Genomic DNA, 13,906 nt, shown 5'->3' with positions numbered 1-13,906 from the left:
TCCATGACGATCTCTTGGCGTACCTTGTCCCCGTAACGAACCGAGCGTACTAACTGATGCTTTACATAGGTAGTACCGGTTGTCCGGTTCTTGGTCTCCTTGGCCCGGATGAACATTAGCTCCAAGCATACCAGCTGTTATACCCTGTTAAGGATTATATAGCACTAGCACCAGTCCTTGGGGCACTACATCCAAAACCCCCAACCCCCTGACCAGGGAATCCTCTCCAATCACCCCTCTACGAGGGCCAAATTACGGCCAAATCAGCCCCGCATGGGGCCTGTTTTGGGCCGATTTCGGGGGGTCAATCGAAAGTTGGGTTAGCGAAGATGCATGCAAAGGTGCCATGCGAAACGGGAAGTAGATAGCAGAGACTATGAGATAATTACGGTATCTCTCTGACGTCATCCAGCCGTGGCATAGACGTCCAAATTGGAGGCATTCATTGTCAAAGTCTGAGTAAGCGAGAATTTGCTAAAGGATAAAGATCTGGTTGACGAAGGATTTGGTGCGACCTAAAAGGTGGCTCGTGATGCAGAGCATCTCGATTGGTAAGGACAGGGAACTCAAGGAGGAAATTAATGTCCCTTTCGGTAAACACTAATATTTCGGCAATTGATGCCTACAATAACTTGAACGCTACTAGCAACGCCATGCAGCAGACGATCTCGGAGCTGTCTTCCGGTCTCCAAATCCAAACAGCTGCGGATAACGCCTCGGGCTATGTGATTTCCCAAGGCCTGGATGTTCAGGCCAATGGACTTGGAGTGGCAATAAACAACGGTCAGAACGGCATCTCTGTCCTTCAGATTGCAGCCGGTGCTATGAACCAGCAAATCTCCATTCTCCAAAGGATGAACGAGCTCGCCACTCAAGCCGCTAACGCAGGTACGGCCAACTCAGGCTCTTTGGCGGCGGACCAGCAAGAATTCCAAGCTCTTCAAAATCAGCTGGATCAGATCGCTAACAGTACGCAGTTTGGCCAAACGCAGTTGCTTAACGGGACTTACTCAAATCAGTCCTTCCAGATAGGAGCATATGCCAGTAGCTTTGATCAAGTTGTAGTTTCGATAGCGACTCTAAACACAACTTCAATGGGCGTAAGTTCGGCAGCAATATCAATCGGTACTTCTTCAGCCGCACTTTCTGCTATGGTAGCGGTACAGAGCGCTATTCAATACGTGGCGTCTACTGAAGCTACCGTCGGAGCTACTCAGAACCAGATTCAGGCAATTATAGCTAATGATACGGTGGGGCAGCAAAACGTTCAGTCTGCTTACTCGACTTTGGTCGACACTAACGTTGCCCAAGCAATGACTAAGTTCTCGTCTCAACAGGTTCTGATGCAGTCAGGCATAGCCATGCTATCTCAAGCACAGTCCCTACCACAGCTCCTACTCAAGCTGATTCCCTAGGTACCAGCAAACCAAACGAAGATGGCGTATCTGTCATCTTCGTTTGGTCGTCACCCGGTTCGTTTCAATTGACATAGGAGTACACGATTAGATGAGTACAGTCAGTGGCACCTCTTCCGCATCTAACTCAACATTGCCCTATTCGAACTACACGCTCAATACCTCTGGTAATGGACCTGTTCTTTCGTTCAATGGGCTAATCTCGGGTATAAATACGCAGCAGATCATACAAGCTTTGATGACGGCGTATAAGTTGCCTCAGACCGATATTCAGAATCAAATAAACCAACTCAATGCAAATATGGGAGACTATCAGCAGCTCTCCGGGGATCTCACGCAGCTGCAAAGCGCTGCGGATGCTATCTCACAAGCATCTCTATGGAACGCCATGACAGCTACCTCGTCAAACTCTGCTGTCGCTACCGCAACCGCCAGTCCAGGAGCGTCACCAGGCAGTATCTCTTTCAATGTAAACCAGCTTGCTCAGGCGGATGTGATTGCCAGTTCCCAAAGCGTCTCATCGACCTCAGCGACCGTCGCCAGCTCTTCCCCGTTTCTTCTCTCTACATCAGCGACCGCCAACGGAGTTACCACCCTTACCGGATCGTCTTTGGCTCTTGGAACCCACACTTTCGATGTCACACAGGCTCTAACTGGCGGTGTAGCTCAAGGATCATCCGCACTAGCGCCTTCTGTTACAATCTCAACTGGAACGAATGATGTGCTTTCAGCAACCGTGAACGGCACGGCCTACAACTTCATGATTGCTTCGGGAACGTATACCCCTAACCAACTAGCAGCAGCGATCGACTCAGCCTCCACCGTGGCCGGTAGCCAACTTCTCCAGGCAACGGTGACACCTCAAGGTACCTTGAAAATAGGCACTACGTTGCTAGGTTCTTCAGCATCGTTGCAGGTGACAGGAGGAAATGCTCTCAGTTCCCTTGGCATGACCGCCCAAGCGACCGTGTCTAATGGTACTGCGGGTACGGTCACCTTGGATGGAACTTCCAACTCAATAAACAATGTAAGTGCTGGTTCCACCGTCACTCTTAGCGATGGAACCGGAGGTACGATTACCGCTGGAGTTGGAGATTTTGGACTGTCGCAGGGAACCTTTACCGCCCAGAACGTCTCTACTGGAAACGGTAGTCTTTCGAACGTCGTCTCAAACATCAACAACTCCGGCGCAGGAGTTACGGCATCTGCTGTTCAAGTGGCATCTGGTTCCTACATTCTTCAGCTAGCGTCGAACACCACAGGCGTAAATGGTGCGATTGTGATGGATCAAACCCCCTTCACCTCTTACCTTGGGGGATTCAACACAGTAACTCAAGCACAAGATGCAAAGCTACAGGTCGGAGGGTCGCAGGGATACATTTTGGACTCTGCATCCAACAGCGTTACTGGACTGTTGCCAGATGTTGCGATTAACTTACAGTCCGCTCAAGCGCCCGGTTCTACTCCAGTTACCGTGTCGGTTTCCGGAGATGGTCAAGCGATGGCGCAGCAGGTTCAGAACCTTGTAAACGCCGCCAATCAGGCACTCTCTGACATAAACAAGTATGCGGGATACAACTACTCCACCAACACAGGCGGTCCCCTTATGGGTGACTCGAACCTGAACTCTCTAACGCAACAGATTCTGGGAGTCATAGCACAGACAATTGGATCCGGCTCTTTAGATGGTGCTCAGGCAGTCGGTGTTTCTGTAACCGGTGCCGGCACAATAGACTTCAACCAAAGTACCTTCCTGTCTGCGTATGCCGCCAACCCCTCAGGGGTTGCTCAGATCTTCACGCAACAGGGTAACTTCACACCTTCCTCAAGCACTTACGCATCAGGAGCATCGTTACTTTATGCGCCCGACACAACACCCGCTGGGAGCTATGCGATCAACGTAACGCACTCAGCGACCCAAGCCGTGGATACAGGATCTACCTCCCTTACCGGTACAATCGTTGGTGCTGAAACCTTGACGTTTTCTCAAGGTGGCTCAACCGCATCGTACTCTGCGACTGCTGGCGAGAGCCTTTCAGCTATAGCTTCAGGGTTGAATCAAGCCTTTTCGAGCGCTGGTCTAAGTCTCAATGCTTCTGTGGCGACAGTGACTGGTGGCACGACTTTGGTTGTCAACTCGGTCAACTACGGCTCAGCTCAGTCGTTCTCTGTGACCTCAACGGCGACTGGGGTAGGACAGACGGGCTTGGCTGGGAGCACTGGTAGCGCATCGTTTGCAGGCACAGATGTGGCGGGTTCCATCGACGGCATAGCTGCTACAGGAACCGGTCAAACTCTAGCTGTGCCTTTATCAAGCTCAACCATCCCTGGATTTTCAGTTACTGTTACGGCACCTGGTATTACGTCTTCTACAAACATAGGGACCATAAACTATACGCAGGGTATCGCAGGCGGGCTTGCGTATGTGGGTAATGCCGCTGCGTCACCGATAAATGGTTCCCTTACCTATACCATTGCGTCTTTGCAACAACAGATAAGTGGACTGCAGACACAGTACAACAACTATACACCCATGATTCAGGCGGAGCAGACCATGTTGGAACAAGAGTTCTCTGCTATGGAAGCCACCCTTGGTGGGCTGCAGAACACCTCTCAGGCGGTTAGCAGTCAGATCGCAAAACTTCCCTAATTCAGTGCTTATTAGATGGAAAGGATCAGATGCATCAGGCAAAGGTGAGGCGCATCTATAAGGAGGACTCCGTCTTGTCTTCCTCGCCTCGTAAGCAGTTCATAATGTTATATGACAACCTTATTGTCGATCTTGATAGAGCCGAAATGGCCTTTAGGGTTAGGGACCTCTATGGCATACATGAGGCGCTCAGGCATGCCCAAGACATATTACACCTGGTCATGAGCTCATTGAGGCTGGACCTTTGGGACGGAGCAAGGAATCTAAAAGAACTCTATGGTTACGCGCTCTCTCAACTGATCCAAGCCAATCTTTACAAGGACATCAAATACCTCAGGGAGGCAGAAAACGTCCTTAGACCTCTAGGTGAAGCTTGGGCCCAGGCGGATAAGGCTCTAGATGCTGAAGAAGCTGCGGCAAGTGGAGTGGCTTGAGCTTTTGCAGACCTACGACAAACATCTTGAACAGGTTCAAGATGCGATAGAGGGTAAGAGGGTATGGCCAGGCCCATTTGACGTACCGGCGCCCAATACTCAGATGCCCACGTCTCTACGCTCTTATGCTGAGGATCTTATGAATCGGACAGCGGAACTCTCTGTCGCCTTGCGAGAGAAGATGGCGGTGTGTCGTCAGGTGCTTGAACAGTCTAAGCAGCGATCTCCAGATGGAAGGGTCGTTTTAGTTGATGTGAAGGCCTAAGGGTCGTTGTTGCGGAGCGTTCTGATGAAACTACGAATCCTTCTGGCTTTGCGAGTGAATTTGCGTTTACGTTCAAAGCGAGACTGTAGTGGAGCGTTTTGGTCTTTCAAGACTCCACAACAACAGCGAAGCTAGTGCCAAGATTGCGCCAAGTGAGCCGACGTACCTCCATCCTCCGTAGGCGAACGCGACGGAAGACGCAGCGGAGGAGAGGGATCCCCCTATGAAATAAGAGGTCATATACGCAGAAGAAAGTCTGCTTCGAGCCTCTGGATGCAAAGAGAAGACGATGGCTTGATTTGTAATGTGCGTTCCTTGCACACCAAGGTCTAAAAGTACGGTACCGGCCAATAAGACGGGAAGGCTATAGGGGTCTAAGGTAAGGGCAAGGTAGGCGACCAGGCATGCGAGAACGAAGTACAAGGTGGCGCTCCTGGAACGCCCTTTGTCTGACTGCTTTCCGGCGATGTTTGCAGCGAGCGCTCCTGCAACGCCGACGAGGCCGAAGAGGCCGATTACTGCGTTGTTGTAAGAGTAAGGCGGTCTTGAGAGAAAAAGTGACGCAGATGCCCAAAAGACTGAAAACATTCCGAATCCCAAGAAGCCATAGATTGATCGGATTTGTAGTTGTCGCTCGGTTTTCATGTAGCTAAACAATGACTTTATAAGCTCTGGATAGCTAAGATTTGAACGTACCTTAGATTCCGGCAAGAACCTATAGAGCGTAATGGCTAATACGACCGTTACCGTTGCAGCGACTATATAGACGCTTTGCCATCCAAATAGCTGTGCCATGACTCCTGATAAGGTTCTAGCGAGAAGTATGCCAAGGAGGAGTCCACTCATAACGATACCAACTACCTTGCCCCTTTGCTGTGGTGGCGCAAGGAGGGATGCGTAGGGAACGATTACCTGAGCAACTACTGCGGAGATGCCCACTAAAAACGATCCAACCATAAAAACATCGATGGACCTTGATAAAGCTACTAAGGTCAGGGCGGCGGCTGTAAATATTAAAGTTCCAGAGATCAGTCTTTTTCGGTTCAAGATATCGCCTAGTGGAACGATAAAAAATAGTCCAAGAGCATATCCGCCCTGCGTGATTGCGACTACTAGTGACGTTGAAGATGCGGTGCGGTGCAGGGATCTCGATATGGTAACAAGAAGTGGCTGGGCGTAGTAGAGGTTGGCTACTATGGCTCCACATGCAAAGGCCATTAGGTAGATGGTTGACTTTTTGAGTGAAACACTCTCTTCGGGCACAACTCTCCTTACTTAGGTGTAGATCAGGTAGTCACGATATCGACTTATGTAAGTTCTTCTCTCATTGGAACTCAATTGCGAGGATGACGAGAGTTCCATTTTAGATGAAGGTTGTAGTTTCCAAGTAGTTGACTAAAAGCAGTGACATGTCTATTGGGCGTAGCCTAATTTGAGGAGGGCTCTTATCGGCATGCTCATTCAAGGTACCAGGGGTCGTTGTAGACACTGCAGATTGCCTAATCTTTGCGGGAATCGAATGAACGTTGGGGAGAAGATGATCTTTTGGTTTATCGGAAACAAGGGATAGAGTGCAAGCTCTTGAATCTATGACACCGACCGGCCTTCTGTTCCAAAGGGTGGATTCCTTTCGATTGTCCGTAACCAGAGTGAGAACTCTTTATTTAGAAACGGCGAGATCTACTTGGATGACTATCCATATATGGCGACCTATAGCGCTGTCAGCATCTTCCGTTGCGGCGCTGTAGTCATAAACAAGACCGAAGACTTATGAGATTTGAGATCGACAACGCTTGCTCTAAATAATTTCTCAAGGTTGTACTAGGGAGAGTCGAAGAACCTTTTGAGCATGGATAGCTCGAATGACTGGCCAGGGAGAGGGCCATATGTGTTTAGGTCTTTCATTCGAGAGGAATGTATGTCCAACTTAGCTGTGTCCACCTTATCTTACGCTTTGAGCGGTCTTGGTGTCGAGCAAAGTGTTGTGGCAAACAACGTTGCCAACAACAACACTCCAAACTTCACGGCCACAGATGTGAGCTTTGAACAGTCTTTGGCAAATGCACTTAACTCCAGCCAACCCTCAGCGACGGCAGCTGTAACTTTGTCACCTTCGACTAACCCGCCGGGTATCAACGGAAACAACGTCTCTTTGTCCTCCGAGCTGGTAAAGATGGAGCAGGCATCTTTGGGTTATCAGTCTGATGTCAATCTGATCGAAGATCAGTTCAAACTTCTCTCTGGGTCAATGGGAGGTCAGTTCTAATGTCACTGTTCCCGAGCATATCCATAGCCGGCACCGGAGTTAACGTCGATCAGACGTGGCTAGATGCAACCGCATCCAATGTCGCTAACATGAACGATCAGGTGTCTCCCAATCAGCAGGTATATCAACCACAAGAGATAGTGGTGGCACCTATTTCAGAGATTCCGGGATCACTGGTATCTCCAAACACAACCGACTACGCTTTGGGTCAGGGAGTAGCTGCGGTCGGGGTGACTACCTACTCAAAGAACGGGATCTTGGTGTACGATCCCCAAAATCCCTTAGCGAACGCCCAAGGTTATGTTCGTCAAGCTGGCGTAAATCTGGCTGAAGAACTCGGAAACCTAGTCACAGCACAGGCTTCTTATCAAGCGAACGTTTCGGTTATAAATCACGCCAAGGCGGCGTATATGTCAGCTCTACAGATTGGAGCCTAAGGTGATTCCTGCTATACCCCCGATAAGTTCATCTATATCAGGAGTGTCGAGCATCGCCCAAGCTCTGTCGACGCAGACTCCGGCCGCACAGAGTGCAGCGACACAGCCGTCGCCACAGAGCTCATTCGGAAGTATCTTGGCACAGGCTGTGGATCAGATGCAGACCTCTCAAGTAAACGCACAGAGCCAGGCTGTTCAGGTAGCTGCCGGAGGCGGAAATGTTACCTCCGCAACCATTGCAGCGACCCAAGCAACGCTTGAGACTGAGTTAGCTGTCTCGCTTAGAAACGCAGTTACCTCTGCACTCAACCAAGTGATGGCGACGCCTTTTTAGCCAGCCTCCGTAGCTATTTTCGATAAGGAGAAATATGGCTCTATCTAAGTCTGTCGTAGATATCCAAAGATCAGTTAGCAAGTTTCTCTCAGGGTTCACCTCGGGACAAAAGGTTTTAACTCTTATTGGAGTTGCGGCCGTTGTGGTGGGATCAATATTTCTCATGCGTGTAACCTCCACACCAAGCTATGCTCCCCTGTTTACCAACCTATCGGCCTCTGATGCGGCGTCTATCACGCAGAAGCTGACGGCAGCGAACGTTCCCTATCAGCTTGAAAACGGCGGGTCGACAATTATGGTTCCGCAAAGCCAGGTGTATCAGGAGCGAATAGACATGGCACAGGCCGGACTCCCTCAGAACTCTACGGTGGGACTGTCCTTGCTTGACAAGGTTGGCATCACCTCCTCTCAAATTACCCAACAGGCGGAGTATCAACAAGCCTTGCAAGGGGAGTTGGCGACCACTATAGAGGCGATCCAGGGTGTGACCTCGGCTCAGGTGAATCTGGCCCTTCCACCTACAGACGTCTTCGCCATCTCTCAAAACCAGAACCCCTCGGCTTCTGTGCTAGTGACACTGGCCTCCGGGGTAAGCCTTTCCCCAACCCAGACCCAGGCTATAGTGCACTTGGTAGCAAGTTCCATACCTAATATGTCTGCCTCGGACGTAACTGTTGTCGATCAGTACGGTGACGTCTTGGCCGCTCCGGGATTTAACAACACCGCATCTACCAACTCCGATGCTACAACGCAGTTCGATACCCAACTGGGGGCGTCGCTTACTTCCATGTTGCAAAATGTTCTTGGACCCAATCACGTGGCGGTGAAGGTAGCGGCGCAGCTGAACTTCAATCAGACCACGACCAACTCTCAGACTATACAGACGACTCCTAAAGGAACTCCCGTTACTGCTCCTACGCAGAGTTCTACTACGAAGCAGACCTATACAGGCACGGGAACTGCTCCGGGAGGAGTCCTTGGTACTATTACACAGCCGGTCACCGGAGGAAACCAAAACTCAAACTATACACAGACGCAGACGCAAAACTCCTATGCGATCGGTCAGGTCAACCAGACGGTTAAGCAGGCACCGGGGCAGATACAGAGACTATCTGTGGCGGTTCTTGTGGACTCGAAGGTCAAGGGGGTCTCAGTGGCATCGATAAAGTCGTTAGTGAGCGCCGCAGCAGGACTTGTTGCTGCCAGAGGAGATACGATCTCGGTGGTAAAGATGCCCTTTGCTACTCAAAATCAAGCTCTTTCATCGACAGCAGGGGGTGTTTCACAGCTTCCATCTCTTCTATCGCTTGCAAAGACGATCGCCCTTGCTATCGCAATTCTCGTGGTCATCTTTCTGCTACTTCGGTCTTCGAGTGGGGAGGAGCGAGAGGATCTTTTTATGAGAGAGATTGACACAGAACCCCTCAATCTTGCTGCGCTAAACGCTGCACCGAGCGTTCCTGCGATATCGATGCCCAAAAACGAACAGTTCATAGCCGAAGAAGTCTTCGACTTCATAGATCAACAGCCCGAAGATGTTGCAAAGCTGCTTCGAATCTGGATGAACACGAGGTCCAGATGAAAAAGCAGGAGCTAACGGGTCCTCAGAAGGCCGCCGCAGTCCTTGTACAGCTCGGCAAAGACCTCGCAGCGAGGGTACTTAGAGCTATGACGGAGACCGAGGCGGTTGCTTTGACCTTGGAGATCGCCAATCTTCCGAACTTGGACAAAGAGCAGATCTCCGAGATTATGGGGGAGTTTGTCGACTCTGTAGTAGCGGTCCAGAGCGTGGGTCAAGGCGGGGTCGATGCTGCTAGAGAGATACTTGCTGCCAGGCTCTCTCCCAAAGAGGCCGATGAGATACTTGAACAGTTTGCCGGAGGAAGCAGCGGAAATCCTCTTGGATTTCTTTCACATGTCGAACCTTATCAGGTCGCTTCTTTTCTTCAAGATGAACATCCTCAGACAGTAGCAGTGATCCTATCGTACTTGGCGTCGGACACATCTGCAGAGATCGTGGCTGCTCTTCCAGAGGAGATGAGGGCTCAGATCGCTAGAAGGATTGCGATGCTAGAGCGGGTTGATCCTGTTGTGATCGAGACTACAGCACAGATATTGCAACGCAAGCTGGCAGGCGTGTCGAAGGCTGGCCCGACTGCGGCTCGCTCAGGCCTGCAGTCGCTCGTCGAGATACTCAACAACGTCGATCAAGGCACAGAAAAACGTATTCTTTCTGACCTCGACGTCGTCGATCCTGAGTTGGCTGATAGGGTCCGTAGCCAGATGTTCGTCTTCGAAGACGTTCTCTCTCTTGATGACCGAACTCTTCAAAGGGTACTCAGACAGATTGCTCCAAAGGATCTTGCTGTGGCTCTAAAGGGTGTGTCTGAACAAGAGAGAGATGTGGTGCTGCGCAACCTCTCAGAACGAGCGGCGGAGGACCTTGTCGATGAGATTGAGACTCTAGGGCCAGTGCGTCTGTCCACCGTTGAAGCAGCTCAAGCGGCTGTTGTGCGTGTCGTTAGAGAGCTGGAAGCATCCGGTGAAATTACGCTGTCTCGCTCCAGCGAGGAGATGGTGAACTGATGATAAAGTCGTGGGTTGAGGCGGTTTTTGGCGAACTAGAAGGCCACCAGTCTCAGGTGAGCTCTGCTGAGCCGGTGCGGCTTGAGCTTTTGCCGGTGGAGAGACTCGTAGCAGATATGTCAAGGGATGTGACCCCAAAGACGGTCGAGGAGCTTATGGAAGACCGTCTTAAGCGGGCCTATCAGAACGGCTACGAAGACGGTGTAAGACAAGGAGAGACGCAAGCACAAGCCGAGATGGCTCAGGTAAAAGAGAGTTTAAGCCAAAAGATTTTGCTGCTAAACGGCGCTATCTCCCGACTTGAGAGTCTGGTTGCACATGGGTTTGAGGAGAGAGTGGGTGAGATAGCGCAATTTGCCCTCGAAATTGCCGAGAGTGTGATGCACATGACTCCTGACCTTGAGCAGCGCAGGCTTGAGATAGTCCTAAGGGATGTCTTCAAGGAGATACCACCTGGAAGAACACTGGTTGTTAGGGTTCATTCCTCGATGTTTTTATTTGTCAAGGAGATAATTGATCAATATCAACGAGGCAGTTACCACGATATAAAAGTTGTGGAAGACGACTCAGTAGATCCTGTTGGTGCCGTCGTGGAGGAGGGGGCTACCACCTTGGACTTACAGCTTAGAACCGCTATAGCTCGGGTGCGAGAGGTCCTAAATGAGCTGCGAGGAGTTAGAGAGTGATTCCATGGCCCTGGAGAGAGATGATTCTCGATGCTGCTCGTCCTCGTCCGATCGGTCGAGTGTGCCGTATGGTTGGGCTCCATCTAGAGGTCGAGGGTGTTGATGCAGCTATCGGCGAGGGCCTTTATGTTCAACTCGATGACCGAAAGGTCTCTGCTGAAGTTGTGGCCATAAGAGATGGTCGACTTATCTGTATGCCTTACGGAGATCTTGAAGGCGTACGTTTTGGATCTGTAGCGGTGCCGATGCGAAGACCGCCGAGGCTAGCTGTAGGTCCCGCTCTACTTGGAAGGGTTATAGATGCTGAAGGCGTGCCTCTTGACGGTCGAGGTCCGATAGAGGCTGAGAGCTTTGTGATAGCTACTCAGCTTGCACCGCCGCCTATGTCGCGTCCTCTTATCGATAGTGCGCTTTCTCTTGGGACCTCCGTACTTGACACTATGGTCCCATGTGGGAAGGGGCAGAGGTTGGGCATATTTGCCGGAGCCGGAGTTGGAAAGTCTTCCTTGCTCTCCATGATTATTAGAGGAACAGAGGCCGATGTAAAGGTACTGGCGCTCGTTGGCGAGAGGGGACGGGAGGTTAGGGAGTTTATCGAAAACGACTTGAGTGCCATGGGTCTGACCAGTGCGGTGGTGGTTGTCGCAACATCGGATCAACCGGCACTTCTAAGGATTAGGGCTGCATTGGTGGCCACCCGAATAGCGGAGTACTTTAGGGATTTGGGTAACGATGTACTTCTGATTATGGACTCTCTAACTCGCCTGGCTATGGCGCAGCGCGAGGTCGGTCTCTCAAGCGGTGAACCTCCGTCACAAAGGGGTTATCCACCTTCAGTCAACTCGCTCATGGCCAGGTTATTGGAGCGTGCCGGACGTAATGAGTCTGGGTCGATTACTGCTTTGTATTCGATCCTTGTCGATGGAGACGACCTCATGGACCCCGTAGCAGACGCAGCTAGGTCAATCTTGGATGGGCACATCACCTTGTCTCGGGAGCGAGCTCAGATGGCAAAGTTCCCCGCAGTTGAGGTTCTCGAGTCGATATCGAGACTGGAGTCATCAATCCTAAGCGATAGTCAGATGGCTCTGGTACGTGAAGCGAGGTCTCACCTCGCTACCTATGCCGCCTCGAAGGACTTGGTGGAGGTTGGCGCCTATAGGCCAGGAACAAATCTACGTCTGGACCGAGCCCTCAGTATCATACCCCGCATAGAAGAAGTCTTTTGTCAAGATGTAAAGGTCACTGTAACGGCGGCTGAATCATGGAGACGCCTCGAGGAAGCGTTGCATGGAGGACAGAGCGGTGTCTAAGGGAAAACGAGGCGAAAAGGTGCTACTTATGCTGGCGAGTCTTGAGGCTGAGGAGGCGAAGATCGCTCTTGCAAATGCGGTATCCACTGAGTATCAGGCACTTTCATCTCTTGAGGATGCAGAGAGCAAAGTGGTTGCAACGAAAGATCTAGCGCTACAGTTTGGATCGTCTTATGGCGTTTCCTTGCATCTTGACATGCTTTACAGCTACGAAGATCACTTAGGTCGTATGTACGAGAGCGCAGTTCAGCGGTGCTTGGAGGCCCAAGTGCTTTACAAGGAGAAGGCCCAGGCGGAGCAGTCGCTACGACGAGTGCTTCAAAGAAGGACTAACTTAGAACGCCGGCGGATCGAGCGTAAAGAGATGAACTCAATGATAGAGACCTTCCAGGCCATATCGGAGACCAAGGAGCTGACCCATGACCTCGATTAGTTCGGTTCTAGATACCTTTCAGGCCATATCTCAGGGTTTTTCTGAACTTGCTCAACCGCAACCCTTTGGCTCGGGACAGCTGGGAAACGTGGGCACCTTTACATCTGTTCTGTCGCAGATTCAAACTGAGATCTCCCAGTTAGCTTCTCTCACGCCTGCGCCTTCGGCCCAAAGTGCGACTTCCACCGGGAACTCGACGGCGACAAACGCCTCCTCTTACTTCGGACAGGTAGTAGCCGCTCCTGCTGTTGTGCCATCAACGGTACCTTCGGTAAGTAGCCCTGGCGAGTCGCAGATTGGGATGACTAGTCGGTCTGTTGATGGTGTCGACTCATTTGGAGAGAGCGTCGTGACAGATGCTGAGAAGTATCTAGGTGTTCCTTATAGGTGGGGTGGAACGTCACCGGTTACCGGGTTCGACTGCTCTGGATTTACCCAACACGTCTTTGCGGATCTTGGTGTTTCGATTCCCAGAACCGCAGCGGAACAAAGTCAGATAGGTACTCCGGTATCCTCTTTAGCGCAAGCACAACCAGGTGATCTCGTATTTTATGGATCACCTGCGTACCACGTTGGAATCTATATAGGCAGTGGAAAGATGATCGACGCTCCGACCGCGGGTCAGAGCGTCTCGATCACAGATGTCGGACAACCAACCTCCATAGTCCAGGTGTTGCCTTCGGGGAGTTTCCAGGAAACTGCGGCAACTCCGTCTTGCCTTGCTCAGGTGTTCGACAGCGCCGAGGCGGTATATGGACTTCCACCTGGCATGCTTGAGGCGGTAGCAAAGGTTGAGTCGAACTTTAATCCCTCTGCGGTCTCAATTGCAGGAGCGGAAGGAATTATGCAGATCATGCCTCAGACGGCCAGTTCAATTGGGGTCGACCCGATGAATACTACTCAAGCAATCTACGGAGCCGCATACCTGCTAGCTCAGAAGCTGCAGACCTTTGGGTCGGTGCCCCTGGCTCTCGCCGCCTACAACGCAGGGGATGGAGCGGTAGCTCACTACGGAGGAGTTCCTCCCTATCCAGAGACACAGAACTACGTAAAGTCGGTACTTTCGATCATGCAAGGAGGCGCATAA

General features: G+C 51.2%; 14 protein-coding genes. 13 read left to right on the top strand and 1 reads right to left on the bottom strand.

Going from position 1 to position 13,906, the window contains the following annotated elements:
* Positions 1–581: 581 nt before the first annotated feature.
* The 4 genes from BUA24_RS08065 (at position 582) to BUA24_RS08050 (ending at position 4,764) form a co-directional block, all read left to right on the top strand.
* Positions 582–1,415 carry a flagellin N-terminal helical domain-containing protein gene (locus BUA24_RS08065; RefSeq protein WP_072791125.1) on the top strand — a complete coding sequence of 278 codons (834 nt, stop codon included), beginning with the start codon at positions 582–584 and terminating at the stop codon, positions 1,413–1,415.
* A 91-nt stretch (positions 1,416–1,506) separates the two neighbouring features.
* Positions 1,507–4,065 (top strand): flagellar filament capping protein FliD, encoded by a 2,559-nt coding sequence (gene fliD / locus BUA24_RS08060; protein WP_072791122.1) that lies wholly within the window; start codon positions 1,507–1,509, stop codon positions 4,063–4,065.
* Between the two features lie 29 nt (positions 4,066–4,094).
* Complete coding sequence (gene fliS, locus BUA24_RS08055) at positions 4,095–4,499, top strand: flagellar export chaperone FliS (protein ID WP_072791118.1); 405 nt, start codon at positions 4,095–4,097, stop codon at positions 4,497–4,499.
* Positions 4,486–4,764 (top strand): hypothetical protein, encoded by a 279-nt coding sequence (locus tag BUA24_RS08050; RefSeq protein ID WP_072791114.1) that lies wholly within the window; start codon positions 4,486–4,488, stop codon positions 4,762–4,764. The genes fliS and BUA24_RS08050 overlap by 14 nt, the downstream gene beginning before the upstream one ends.
* A 72-nt stretch (positions 4,765–4,836) precedes the next feature.
* On the opposite strand, the gene BUA24_RS08045 is transcribed toward BUA24_RS08050, so the two are convergent.
* Complete coding sequence (locus BUA24_RS08045; protein WP_072791110.1) at positions 4,837–6,027, bottom strand: MFS transporter; 1,191 nt, start codon at positions 6,025–6,027, stop codon at positions 4,837–4,839.
* Between the two features lie 655 nt (positions 6,028–6,682).
* Here BUA24_RS08045 and BUA24_RS08040 point away from each other — a divergent pair.
* The 9 genes from BUA24_RS08040 to BUA24_RS08000 are packed head-to-tail and all read left to right on the top strand — an operon-like array spanning position 6,683 to position 13,906.
* Positions 6,683–7,030, top strand: coding sequence for a flagellar basal body rod protein FlgB (locus BUA24_RS08040; protein ID WP_072791107.1), 348 nt, complete (start codon positions 6,683–6,685; stop codon positions 7,028–7,030).
* Complete coding sequence (locus BUA24_RS08035; protein WP_072791103.1) at positions 7,030–7,467, top strand: flagellar basal body rod protein FlgC; 438 nt, start codon at positions 7,030–7,032, stop codon at positions 7,465–7,467. The genes BUA24_RS08040 and BUA24_RS08035 overlap by 1 nt, the downstream gene beginning before the upstream one ends.
* A gap of 1 nt (position 7,468) precedes the next feature.
* The gene (fliE, locus tag BUA24_RS08030) at positions 7,469–7,801 is read left to right on the top strand and encodes a flagellar hook-basal body complex protein FliE (RefSeq protein WP_178138756.1); all 333 of its coding nucleotides are present in this window, start codon (positions 7,469–7,471) and stop codon (positions 7,799–7,801) included.
* A 34-nt stretch (positions 7,802–7,835) separates the two neighbouring features.
* A complete protein-coding gene (gene fliF / locus BUA24_RS08025; protein WP_072791100.1) occupies positions 7,836–9,383 on the top strand; it encodes a flagellar basal-body MS-ring/collar protein FliF in 1,548 nt (515 codons plus the stop codon).
* On the top strand, positions 9,380–10,387 hold the full coding sequence (gene fliG / locus BUA24_RS08020) for a flagellar motor switch protein FliG (RefSeq protein WP_072791095.1): 1,008 nt from the start codon (positions 9,380–9,382) through the stop codon (positions 10,385–10,387). Before fliF ends, fliG begins: the two co-directional genes overlap by 4 nt.
* On the top strand, positions 10,387–11,073 hold the full coding sequence (locus tag BUA24_RS08015) for a FliH/SctL family protein (protein WP_072791092.1): 687 nt from the start codon (positions 10,387–10,389) through the stop codon (positions 11,071–11,073). The genes fliG and BUA24_RS08015 overlap by 1 nt, the downstream gene beginning before the upstream one ends.
* On the top strand, positions 11,070–12,386 hold the full coding sequence (locus tag BUA24_RS08010; protein WP_218587441.1) for a FliI/YscN family ATPase: 1,317 nt from the start codon (positions 11,070–11,072) through the stop codon (positions 12,384–12,386). The genes BUA24_RS08015 and BUA24_RS08010 overlap by 4 nt, the downstream gene beginning before the upstream one ends.
* A complete protein-coding gene (locus BUA24_RS08005) occupies positions 12,379–12,819 on the top strand; it encodes a hypothetical protein (protein ID WP_143146463.1) in 441 nt (146 codons plus the stop codon). Before BUA24_RS08010 ends, BUA24_RS08005 begins: the two co-directional genes overlap by 8 nt.
* Complete coding sequence (locus tag BUA24_RS08000; RefSeq protein ID WP_084660327.1) at positions 12,806–13,906, top strand: NlpC/P60 family protein; 1,101 nt, start codon at positions 12,806–12,808, stop codon at positions 13,904–13,906. The genes BUA24_RS08005 and BUA24_RS08000 overlap by 14 nt, the downstream gene beginning before the upstream one ends.

Origin of the sequence: Ferrithrix thermotolerans DSM 19514, from assembly GCF_900128965.1 — a bacterium.
Lineage (GTDB): Bacteria > Actinomycetota > Acidimicrobiia > Acidimicrobiales > Acidimicrobiaceae > Ferrithrix > Ferrithrix thermotolerans.
Note: the sequence above shows the minus strand (reverse complement) of the source record. Positions and strands in the feature narration are given on the sequence as shown.

Excerpts from the sequence above, each read along its gene's own strand:
- BUA24_RS08065 (WP_072791125.1), top strand. The coding sequence starts at position 582 with ATGTCCCTTTCGGTAAACACTAATATTTCGGCAATTGATGCCTACAAT.
- fliD (WP_072791122.1), top strand. The coding sequence starts at position 1,507 with ATGAGTACAGTCAGTGGCACCTCTTCCGCATCTAACTCAACATTGCCC.
- fliS (WP_072791118.1), top strand. The coding sequence starts at position 4,095 with ATGCATCAGGCAAAGGTGAGGCGCATCTATAAGGAGGACTCCGTCTTG.
- BUA24_RS08040 (WP_072791107.1), top strand. The coding sequence starts at position 6,683 with ATGTCCAACTTAGCTGTGTCCACCTTATCTTACGCTTTGAGCGGTCTT.
- BUA24_RS08035 (WP_072791103.1), top strand. The coding sequence starts at position 7,030 with ATGTCACTGTTCCCGAGCATATCCATAGCCGGCACCGGAGTTAACGTC.
- fliF (WP_072791100.1), top strand. The coding sequence starts at position 7,836 with ATGGCTCTATCTAAGTCTGTCGTAGATATCCAAAGATCAGTTAGCAAG.
- fliG (WP_072791095.1), top strand. The coding sequence starts at position 9,380 with ATGAAAAAGCAGGAGCTAACGGGTCCTCAGAAGGCCGCCGCAGTCCTT.
- BUA24_RS08015 (WP_072791092.1), top strand. The coding sequence starts at position 10,387 with ATGATAAAGTCGTGGGTTGAGGCGGTTTTTGGCGAACTAGAAGGCCAC.
- BUA24_RS08000 (WP_084660327.1), top strand. The coding sequence starts at position 12,806 with ATGACCTCGATTAGTTCGGTTCTAGATACCTTTCAGGCCATATCTCAG.